Annotated in this window: 4 protein-coding genes and 1 pseudogene; 1 reads left to right on the top strand and 4 read right to left on the bottom strand. The window is 70.1% G+C overall.

What is annotated here, in order from left to right:
* From AB0K00_RS57450 to AB0K00_RS57435, 4 genes and pseudogenes are all read right to left on the bottom strand, one after another.
* Positions 1-252 (bottom strand): annotated as a pseudogene (locus tag AB0K00_RS57450) (ABC transporter substrate-binding protein); the annotation flags it as partial.
* A 61-nt stretch (positions 253-313) separates the two neighbouring features.
* Positions 314-1,294 (bottom strand): ABC transporter permease, encoded by a 981-nt coding sequence (locus AB0K00_RS57445; protein WP_363540123.1) that lies wholly within the window; start codon positions 1,292-1,294, stop codon positions 314-316.
* Positions 1,291-2,316 (bottom strand): ABC transporter permease, encoded by a 1,026-nt coding sequence (locus tag AB0K00_RS57440; RefSeq protein ID WP_363540121.1) that lies wholly within the window; start codon positions 2,314-2,316, stop codon positions 1,291-1,293. Before AB0K00_RS57440 ends, AB0K00_RS57445 begins: the two co-directional genes overlap by 4 nt.
* Positions 2,313-3,818, bottom strand: a complete 1,506-nt coding sequence (locus AB0K00_RS57435) for a sugar ABC transporter ATP-binding protein (protein WP_363540119.1) — start codon at positions 3,816-3,818, stop codon at positions 2,313-2,315. Before AB0K00_RS57435 ends, AB0K00_RS57440 begins: the two co-directional genes overlap by 4 nt.
* Before the next feature lie 726 nt (positions 3,819-4,544).
* Here AB0K00_RS57435 and AB0K00_RS57430 point away from each other — a divergent pair.
* Entirely contained in the window at positions 4,545-6,149 is a 1,605-nt protein-coding gene (locus AB0K00_RS57430) for a sigma-70 family RNA polymerase sigma factor (protein WP_363540117.1), read from the top strand.
* The last annotated feature ends 118 nt before the right edge of the window (positions 6,150-6,267 follow it).

Genomic DNA, 6,267 nt, shown 5'->3' with positions numbered 1-6,267 from the left:
AGGCCCGGCCTTCTTGAACTTGGCCGTGTCCACCAGCTTCGGGTTGAGCACCTGCTCCCACGGCTTGTCAGCAGGACCGGTCGCAGTCGCCTGCAACAGCGACAGCTCATTGTCATAGTCGGCCTGCACAAAGAACTTCGACTGCTCACCGGTACCGGACCCAGCGGCCGCGCTGGACGAGGCCGCACCAGACGCCGTCGTGGCGGGTTCATCGGTGGCACAACCGGACAGGATCAGCAACGCGGCCGTCATGGCCGCCGCAGCGACGTGCGGGGTTCGTCTCACGTGTTCTCCTAATGGGGTGGGGTGTGCCTCAGCGGCGGCGCAGGGCTCCGACTGCCACGGCGATGAGGATGATCAGGCCCTGGACGGTGGATCTGAGGGCGCCGGAGACGCCGTAGAAGTTCAGGAGCGCGAAGAGCGTCTCGAGGGTCAGCGCGCCGAGCATGGCGCCGACGACGGAGCCGCGGCCGCCGCCGAGGACGACCCCGCCGAGGACGACGGCGGTGATGGCGCCGAACTCCAGACCGGCGCCGGCCTGGAACGACACGCCGCTGTAGCCGCCGAGCAGGATCGCGGCGACGGTGGCGATGACGCCGCTGAGCACGAACGCGATCGTCTTGGTGCGCCAGACCCGGATGCCGGTGAGCTCCGCGGTGCGCGGGTTGCCGCCGACGGCCACCAGGGTGCGGCCGAAGTCGGACCGGGTGACGGCGACGCAGACGGCGGCGACGCCGAGCAGGATCAGCAGCGCGTAGGGCACCCGGCCGAGCAGCGGCACGTCCTCGAACGCGCGGCGGCCGAAGCGGCGGAACTCCTCGGACAGGCCGCCCTTGGGCGCGCCGTCGGACCACAGGTAGACGGCGCCCACCAGGATCAGGTACATGCCGAGGGTCGTGATGAACGACGGGACCTTCAGCAGCGTGGTGACGAGGCCGTTGACGAGCCCGACGGCGACGCCGAAGGCCAGGACCACGGCGACGACGGGCCAGGTGCGGTCCGGGTCGCTGTCGATGAGCCGGGCCGCGACGACGACCTGCGCGGTGACGAGCGAGCCGACGGACAGGTCGAACTCGCCGGAGACGATGACGAAGTACTGCCCGGCGGCGAGCAGGATGATGGGCGCGGACCGGCCGATGAACGACAGCAGCGACGCGGGTGCGAAGAAGTCCGGCTGCCGGAACGCGACGAGGACCAGCAGGATCGTGAGGATCCCGACGATCGGGGCGATCCCGCCGGGCTTTGTGAGATTGAACCGCCGGCGTGGGCTCGTCTCGACAACGGTGGTCGTCATGCCGCCGCCTTCCGGGTCGTGGTGCGGCGGCGGTGCATCCGCCGGGCGTAGACGGCCACCGCGGCGATGATGATGACGCCGCGGATGACCTGCTTGAAGAACGCGTCGACCTCGAGCTGGTTGAAGATGCTGTCGATGCTGGCCAGCAGCAGCACGCCGCCGACGGTGCCGGCGACGCCGCCGCGCCCGCCGGCCAGGGCGGTGCCGCCGAGCACGACGGCGGCGATGGACTCCAGGTCGTAGAGGCCTTCGACGCCGACGCGGGGTGCGCCGGAGCCCAGCCGGCTGGCGAGGTAGATCCCGGCGAGGCCGGAGCACAGCGCGCACAGCACGTGGGCGGTGATGAGGATGCGGTCGTTGCGGACACCGGAGAGCCGGGCCACGTCGGGGTCGCCGCCGACGGCGATGAGGTGGTGGCCGAAGCGGGTGTTGCGCACCACGAACCAGGCCGCGGCGGCGACGGCGAGCAGCAGCAGGAATGCGACCGGGACGGGCCCGATGCGCTGGTAGCCGAGGCTCTGCACGAACGCGTGCGCGGTCTTGCCGGCCGGGCCGGGGTAGCCGTTGTCGAGGTAGCCCTTGAGCAGCAGCCCCACGCCGACCGTGGCGATGAACGCGTTGATCCGCAGCTTCGTCACCAGCAGCCCGTTGAGCAGCCCGATCGCGGCGGCGACGAGCAGCACCAGGCCGATCGCCGGCAGGATGTTGCCGTCCTTGCCCGCCATGGTCTCGGCCGCGACGAGGGTGCTGATGCTGATCACGTACGCGACGGACAGGTCGAGCGAGCCGGCGAGGATGACCAGGGTCTGCCCGACCGCGACGAGGCCGAGGCCGGTCGCGACGTGCAGCAGACTGACCACAGTGGACTGGTTGAACAGCGACCCGCCGTCGACGGCGACGACGATCCACCCGATCGCGAGCGTCAGGGCGAGTGCGATGTAGACCCCGCGGGCGGGCCCGGCGGCGGACGCCTTGAGCCTGATCGCGGTGGTTTTCGCGGGCACGGGCGGGGCCACGGTCACGCTGTCACCTCAGATGCGGTCAGTGCGCCGGTTGCGAGCCCGACGACGTCCTCTTCACTGGCGCCGGCCGGCAGTTCCCCGGCGACGGCCCCGTCGCGCATGACGACGATCCGGTCGCTCATGCCGAGCAGCTCGGGCAGCTCGGAGGAGATCATCAGCACGGCCGCGCCGTCGCGGGCGAGCTTGCGGACCAGGTCGTGGATCGCGGACTTGGCGCCGACGTCGATGCCGCGGGTCGGCTCGTCGAACAGCAGGATCTTCGGCCCGAGCGCGAGCCACCTGGCCAGGACGACCTTCTGCTGGTTGCCGCCGGACAGGAACCGGATCTCCTGGTCGTCGCCGGCGGCGTGCACCTCGACCGCGGCGAGCAGCTCGCGGACCTTGACGGTGCGGGGGCCCCGGCCGCGCCAGGCGGGGAAGACGGCGCGGCCGGCGAGCAGGGCGTTGTCGAGGACCGACTGGCCGGCGACGATGCCTTCGCCCTTGCGGTCCTCGGTGACGTAGGCGATCCCGGCCCGGATCGCGGCGCGGGGCGAGCGCAGCTGCACCGGTGCGCCGTCGAGCTCGACGGTGCCGGCGGTGAAGGGGTCGGCGCCGAACAGCGCCCGGGCGAGCGCGGAGCGGCCGGAGCCCTGCAGGCCGCCGATGCCGAGGATCTCCCCGGCGCGCAGCTGCACGTCGACGCCGCGGAGCTTGTGGTTGGCTCCATTGTGGACGGCGAGGCGGACCGCGCCGATGTCGCCGGGGACGGCCCTGGGCGGGAAGTATCCGGCGAGCTCCCGGCCGACCATGTGCTTGACGAGCTGGTCGCCGGTGGTGTCCGCGGTGGCGAGGGTGGTGACCCTGCGGCCGTCCTTGAGCACGGTGATCCGGTCGGACAGGTCGAACACCTCGGTGAGCCGGTGCGAGACGTAGAGCAGGCCGATGCCGCGTTCCTGGAGGCGGCGCACCAGCGCGTAGAGCAGTTCGACCTCGTGGTCGGCGAGGGCGGCGGTCGGCTCGTCCATGATGAGCAGGCGGGCGTCGAGGGCGAGGGCCTTGACGATCTCGACGACCTGCTGCTGGGCGACGCCGAGGCGGCCGACCAGCACGCCGGGGTCGAACGACGTCTCGCCGGCGGCGGCGAGCAGCGCCGCGGTCCGCTCGTGCATGGCCTTGCGGTCGACGAGGCCGCGGCGGACGGGTTCGTGGCCGAGGAACACGTTCTCGGCGACGGTCCGCTCGGGCAGCAGGTTGAACTCCTGGTGGATGATCCCGATGCCGGCCCGTTGCGCGTCGCGCGGACTGCGGAAGCTCACCGCGGCGCCGTCGAGCTCGATGGTGCCGCCGTCGGGCACGTACACCCCGGAAATAATCTTCATCAGCGTCGACTTGCCGGCGCCGTTCTCGCCGACGACGGCGTGCACCTCGCCCGGCCGCACGTCGAGGTCGACGTCGGCGAGGACGCGCACGCCGAGGAACGACTTGCCGATATCGGCGAGCCGGAGCAGTGGTTCAGGCATCGCAAACCCCTAACTGACCGTAACCATCGAAGACGGCCGTGATCGCGGTCGAGCATCGGTGGAGCACGTAGCGTGGGGACTTTCGCCGTTGAAGTCCGGAACTTTTGCTAGTTTGGACTAAAGGTCGCGGAGAGCAGAGTAAATGTTTCAATGTTCCGCCGCAACGGCGCAACGCCACCGAAACAAAGCCGTTGCCCGACCTCCACTGATCGGCCGAGTTCGACCGGCCGAACGGACGAGGCCAGTGAGAGCGCTCTACCGGCCGAGCTGGCTGGAAAGCGCCGTCTACCTGTGCATACTCGCCAATATATCGACTTCCGGAGATGGCTCTGGCACGCTTGGCGTCGCAGACATGGCCCGGGAACCCCCGAGTGTGACTGTCCGTCGCGGCGAGCGACAGTCGATCCGGCCGGAATCGTGCGCCCGTGACTGCATCCCGCCGGCCCGCCGAGAGGAAACGTTCGAGACGTCGCCGAATCGCTCCCGTAAAAATTGTTATGTCCATTCGCGCAGCGGACCGCCATTCGATGGGATCTTGACACCGTCGTCTTCCGTCGCCACTGTGGTGGGCCGATGCACGACCTGCGCATTCATGACAGCGATTGTGGGACCTGATATGCACAGACAGCGAGCCGGTGGGTGCGCCGCGTTGCAACCGACAGCTGGCCCACTCCTCGCGCCGTGAACCAGGGCGGACCGGCACCCCGGCTGCGGAAGCCGCCATCTGTGCCGCCCCTGACCTTCCGGGGTGACTATGCGCCGCTGGTCATCGCCGCGCAGGCCGGCAGCAGGGACGCGCGTGACGAGTTGATCTCGGCGTGCCTGCCCCTGCTGTACAACATCGTCGGCCGAGCCGTGAGCCGGCCCGCCGACGTCGACGATGTCGTGCAGGAGACATTGTTGCTGGTGCTGCGAGACCTGCCGGGCCTGCGCAGTCCTGAGAGCTTCCGGCCGTGGCTGGCCGCTGTGGCGATGCATCAGATCGGCAGACACAGGAACCATTGGCAGTCCGCGGCAGCGCGGACCACTGTGATCGAGGAGGCGGCCGACGTCGCGGACAGCGCGGCGGACGTCGAACGCACGACAGTGCTGAACATGCAGCTCGCGGAGCAGCGACGCCGGTTGGCCGAGGCGAGCCGATGGCTGGATCCGGACGACCGGACACTGCTGTCGTTGTGGTGGCAGGAGACGGCGGAACTCATGAGCCGCGCCGAGGTGGCCGAAGCCATGGGGGTGAACGTCGCTCACGCCGGTGTCCGTCTGCAGCGGATGCGCGAGCAGCTGGAGCGATGCCGGGCAATCGTCAGCGCGCTCGCCGCCGAGCCTCGCTGCGCCGGCCTGGACACCGTCGTGTCCGAATGGGACGGGCAGCCGTCGACCGTCTGGCGCAAACGGATCGCCCGGCACATCCGCGACTGCGCCGTCTGCACCGCGACCACGGCAGACCTGATCAGGATCGAAAAGATCATCGCGGCCCTCGCCGTGCTCCCCGTTCCGGCCACGCTCATCGCCGCCCTCACAGCCAAAGGCCTGCTTCCGGCGGCCGCCACGGGCGCGGCGACCTCCTTCGCGCACGCCGCCTCCGGCGCCGCCGCGACCGGCACCGTGCCCTTCTCGCTGACCGGCAAGCTCGCGGCTGCCGTAGCGGCACATCCCATCGTCTCCCTCGTCGCGGGCACGGTCATCCTGGCCGGTGTCGTCATCACGCCGATCGCGGTGTCCACGCCACCGGCGGAACCCGCGCCCGCCCGCGTCGCGGCGGCACCGCCGACGCCGCCGCGATCACCGGTCACCGCTGGGTCCATAACCAAAGGACCGGCACCGGTCACACGCGGGCCCACCGCATCTTCGACACCGGGACCAAGTCCTTCGGGCACCACGCCGATCACCGGGCGGACGTGGACGCTGACCGCGGAGCACAGCGGCAAGCTCATGGACGTCGAGGCGGAGTCCGACGCCGATCAGACCCCGGTCATTCAATGGCCCGGGACCGGCGCCGACAACCAGCGGTGGCAGGTCATCGACGCCGGCGGTGGCACCGTCACGCTGAAGGCCGTGCACTCCGGCAAGTGCCTGGACGTCGACGCCCGCTCCACCACGGCAGGGGCGTACCTGCAGCAGTACCGGTGCCACAATGACGACAACCAGAGATTCACCATCACACCGGTGCCCGGCGCAACGCCGGCGACCGCGGGTGTCTACGTCATCAGGAACGTCCTGAGTGGACTGTGCGTCGACGTCTTCGGCAACGCGGCGACCGACGGCACCCGGCTGGTCCAATGGACCTGCCAGGGCACCACCAACCAGCAATGGCGATTCACGCAGGTCTGATCGGCATCCCTCACTTCCAGCGTTGGGGGTAGCCGGGCAGGTCGGTGCAGCCGCACATGGCGTAGTGCAGCGGCGGCATGTTGGCGTCGACGTACTTGTCGAGGTTGTCCTGGGTGAT

This window comes from Dactylosporangium sp. NPDC049525 (assembly GCF_040676755.1).
Classification (GTDB): Bacteria; Actinomycetota; Actinomycetes; order Mycobacteriales; family Micromonosporaceae; genus Dactylosporangium.
This window is presented reverse-complemented; position numbering and strand designations above follow the sequence as displayed.

Coding starts and splice junctions, on each gene's coding strand:
- AB0K00_RS57445 (WP_363540123.1), bottom strand. CDS start 1,294: ATGACGACCACCGTTGTCGAGACGAGCCCACGCCGGCGGTTCAATCTC.
- AB0K00_RS57435 (WP_363540119.1), bottom strand. CDS start 3,818: ATGCCTGAACCACTGCTCCGGCTCGCCGATATCGGCAAGTCGTTCCTC.